This window comes from Treponema sp., from assembly GCF_045657965.1.
Classification (GTDB): domain Bacteria; phylum Spirochaetota; class Spirochaetia; order Treponematales; family Treponemataceae; genus Treponema_D.
This window is the reverse complement of record NZ_JAZOUG010000218.1, coordinates 1-3965: the sequence shown is the minus strand read 5'-3', so window position 1 is coordinate 3965 and position 3965 is coordinate 1. Positions and strand designations below refer to the sequence as shown.

3 protein-coding genes and 1 pseudogene are annotated in these 3965 nt (G+C 34.4%); 3 read left to right on the top strand and 1 reads right to left on the bottom strand.

Going from position 1 to position 3965, the window contains the following annotated elements; translation table 11 throughout:
• The 3 genes and pseudogenes from ACKI5B_RS08045 to ACKI5B_RS08035 form a co-directional block, all read left to right on the top strand.
• Nucleotides 1-939: pseudogene (locus tag ACKI5B_RS08045) on the top strand (hypothetical protein); the annotation flags it as partial.
• On the top strand, nt 939-1832 hold the full coding sequence (locus ACKI5B_RS08040; RefSeq protein WP_407427574.1) for a hypothetical protein: 894 nt from the start codon (nt 939-941) through the stop codon (nt 1830-1832). The pseudogene ACKI5B_RS08045 and the gene ACKI5B_RS08040, both read left to right, overlap by 1 nt.
• On the top strand, nt 1798-3312 hold the full coding sequence (locus tag ACKI5B_RS08035; RefSeq protein WP_407427572.1) for a 6-hydroxymethylpterin diphosphokinase MptE-like protein: 1515 nt from the start codon (nt 1798-1800) through the stop codon (nt 3310-3312). The genes ACKI5B_RS08040 and ACKI5B_RS08035 overlap by 35 nt, the downstream gene beginning before the upstream one ends.
• Nucleotides 3313-3388: 76 nt before the next feature.
• Here the strand turns inward: ACKI5B_RS08035 and ACKI5B_RS08030 are convergent.
• On the bottom strand, nt 3389-3965 hold a 577-nt coding region (locus tag ACKI5B_RS08030), incomplete at its 5' end, for a hypothetical protein (RefSeq protein WP_407427570.1).

Sequence of the window (3965 nt, the reverse complement as noted above, 5' to 3'; positions counted from 1 at the left end):
ATTTTATGTTATTTAGGAATTTTCTTCTTATTATTGTTTATAATTCTTCCACCACTTTTTAGAATGCTGTTCCCAGAAGAAGATGAAACTATTGCCCTTTCACTGGATGAAATGGACAATATTCTCAATTCAGTAGAAATTGTTGAAGAACAGGCTCCATCTACACCTGAAAGCACAGAAACTTCTGATTTTACAGAAAATACAGACTTTGCTGCAGAACCAGCTGAAGAATCTGAAAATTCAATTGATTTTTCAAATGAAAATCTTGAAGAACCGGTTCTTGATGATATTGAATCAGATTTAGACATTCCTGAAGAAAACACAGAGGAATCACTTCCAGAAGAAATTTCTGTTCCAAAAACAGATGATATTCTTGTAGAATCAAGCGAAGAAAACCTTCTTGAAGAATCCGGTAATGATTCTTCTGATTTAGATCTCGATAATTTCTCTTTTGAAGATGATGAACCGACTTTGTCTGAAGCAGACTCTGTTGAAGAAGCATCGGAAAAAGCTGCAAATGAAGTTTCTGATGAAGAAAATGCTCCAATCGATGAACCGTTTATTTTTGATGAAGCTGAAGAATCAGAATGTGCAGAAAGTGTATCGGATTCAGAACCAGTTGAAGTAATTGAAAATGAAGAACCTGTTGAAGACAGTGTTGCAATTTCAGAAAATGAGCTTGACCGTCTTATGGCAGAAGATAAAAGTATTAACGAATCTCTTACTGCCGAAAATATCAATTATCTTGCTTCTGATGCAGGACTTGATACAAATCCAAACTCAACTATTCCAAGTGAACTTCAGAAAGAAATTAAATCAGTTCTTTCTTACATGGATCAGCTTTTGGAAAATCTTCCTGAAGAAAAAATTGCTGAATTCGCACAGTCAGAACAGTTTGAAACTTACAAGAAATTGTTCAAGGAACTTGGGCTTGACTAATGGAAACAATTGAAACAAATGAATCAGAAAAAACAGGTCTTCTCCAGAAAGCACAGCGGATTCTTGCAGATGTAACGCCGGAATTCACAAAATGGGCAAAACGCTCTGGATTTATCCGCTCAGCAATTCTGCGTCCATGTCAGACAAGTGAAGGCGAATTCTATTATGCAACGGACAGTTTTGGATTCAGTGCAAAAGGAATTGCCCTTCTTATCGAAACCAAAGAATTCTGGGACAATACCCTTTCAAAAGCCTTTGAATGGCAGTGTTTTTCCCGGGATTTCAATGAACTTGATAAATTTGACGGTTTATTTGAAGACGACATATACAACTCAATCAATAAAATTTTCTTTCTACCCTTCAAGGACAAGGAAAATCCTCTGATTTTTGTACTTATTGAATTAGAAGAAGATGATGATATAAATCTGGGTGAAGCGTCTGAAACGGCTGTAATGCTTAAGAACATTGTTGAATTTCAGAATCAGGAAGCTAAAATTTTAGCAAAATTTTCTGAAAACACACAGAAAGGTCTGGAATTATCTGACGGAAGGCTTTATATTCTGTCATTAAAAACAGGAATCGAAACTGACATTGCCGGAATTGAAATTCCAGGTGATGAATTGAAATCTCTTGTAATCCAGTCAGTCACAAATTCAGCACAGATTATTACAAATCAGCTTTTCAGAAAACCAAATTCAAGTTTTACCGGAAAAGACGGAGAAATTAAAGTTGTACTTTTTGCAAAAGACGAAGAAGATGAACAGCTTTTAGCATATCACATTTCACGAAGTCTTACAGATCTTTTGTCAAAGGAAGCTGCAAAGGCAACTACGTTCCTTACTGCCGGAGTCTGCTCAAATGAAAAAGGAATCATTGCTTTCCTCTGCCAGTAAAATTGTTTTTGAAAAAAGCAGAAACGGAGAATTAACCTGCAGTTTTGACGGGATTTATCTTCATTCTAAATATTCACCTCTTACAGAAGGAGAGCGGTTTGCCAGGAATTTACAGGCAGATTTTTCTCCTTTCTGTATTTTTATAATTGAGCCTGCCCTTTCCTATTGTGCTTCTTTTTTAAAAAAACGGTTTCCGGATGCTTTAATTTGTGCTGTAAGATTATGCAGCAGTTTTACTGAATATGACAGTCAATGGGATAAAGTTTTTTATTTTGACAATTCATCAGATTCAGTTTCTTTCAGTGAAGTTTTATTTAACTTTCTTGGCGAAGAAAAATTAATTTCAAGTCTTACCTTCGACTGGACTCCTTCAAAGCAGATTTTTCAGGAACATAATTCACAGGTCTGGCAGGAAATAAAAAAAGCCATTTTAAAAGCGAGGGATGTAATCGGAACGAGAGCTTATTTTTCAAAACGATGGCTTAAAAATTCAATAACATTTGCTTCATACATTAAAAATACCGTGGTTTTATCAAAAACAAACCAGCCTGTTGTAATTACAGCCTCTGGTCCAAGCTTAAAAAGTTCAATTCCATTTCTTAAAAAATACAGAAATTCATTTTTTTTAATTGCCGTTTCTTCTTCATTTATGCCGCTTTTAGAAAATGAAATAATACCTGATTTTGTAATGAGCAGTGACGGCGGATTTTGGGCAAAAAAACACTTGAATTTTCCTTCTCAGTCAGATTGCGATACAATTTTTGCCCTTGAAGCCGAAAGCGCCGTTCCCAAAAACATTCTTGAAACAAAAAAGATTCTTCCGCTGATTTATGAAGACGGTCTTGAAAAAGATTTTTTGGAAGCAATCGAATGTCCCTATTTAATTTCAAAAAGAAACGGAACTGTATCGGGCACGGCTTTGGAATTTGCCCTTTCCTTTACAGACAAAAATGTTTTTTTGTGCGGATTTGATCAAGAACCTGCATCAGGATTTCAGCATACACAGCCGAACGCACTTGAAACTGACAATGAAAAAAATGATTTCAGATTGAAGCCGAAAGAAACAAGAATTACCTGTTCGCGTTTTAATTCAGAAAAATCACTAGAAATTTACCGTAGCTGGTTTATTTCAAATTCGCAATTTTTTGAAAAGAGAGTTTTCAGACTTTCTGATAATTATAAATACAGTTATCAACTTGGGAAAATTACAGAAATAAACTGGGATAAATTTATAGAACTTTCAAAAGGAAATGATTCAGAAACAACATCCTTAAAAGAAAAGCAGATTGATTTTTCAAAAGAAAAACGTCAGAAAATTATTAAAGAAAAGCTGAAAAATCTTTCAAAAACTAAAAAATTTATTGATGAAGTCTTTCCAATGGAATCAATTTTAATAAAGCGGGAACTTTCTGAGTCTAAAAAAGCACAAATGTGCTCAGAGCTTGAAAAGAAAATTCAAAATCTGATTGAAAGCATATAAAAAAATCCCTTTTAAAGCGGTAAAGCAATAAAAGGGATAAAACTTTCTGTTTTCGGGAATTAAATTACATCTTTTTTTATCTTTCCAATTTGTTCTTAGTTCTAAAGAAATATGCACCTTTATCAGCTATATCTGTATCACTTGTAAGGCACATTTGAAGAGTTTCACCAGGATATAAAATATAGTTACCTTTAAGCGCATTCCATGCACATTCACCTGCAAAACAAACTTTTGGACCATTTTGGAGTGCATCAGATGGAACATCACCTGCTACAAATCCATGATATGCAGCTGAACTTAAATCCCATGTAACCCAAGCCCAAGTGCCTGTCCAGTTTGCCTTCTTGTTGTTTGAATACGCATGCATTAATTTATAATTAAATTTTTCCGAAGTAACTCCGTTTTCAGTGTAACTTTCTTTACCCCATGAAAGAGGGAAAGTACTGATAGTATTCGTACCCGAAGCTGAATCCCCCCCCTGAACCCATATTTGAAGCTGACACATATTGTATGTTCCATCAGAAACAGTAACGGAGTCATTATAATGATTTTGATCATATTTATTGGAACCATCCAAAATAAATTTTAATACAGTTCTGGTTGCATATTCATAACTTGTAGAAATATAAGTTATTCCATTTATTGTTTTTGAA

Coding starts and splice junctions, on each gene's coding strand:
- ACKI5B_RS08040 (WP_407427574.1), top strand. CDS start 939: ATGGAAACAATTGAAACAAATGAATCAGAAAAAACAGGTCTTCTCCAG.
- ACKI5B_RS08035 (WP_407427572.1), top strand. CDS start 1,798: ATGAAAAAGGAATCATTGCTTTCCTCTGCCAGTAAAATTGTTTTTGAA.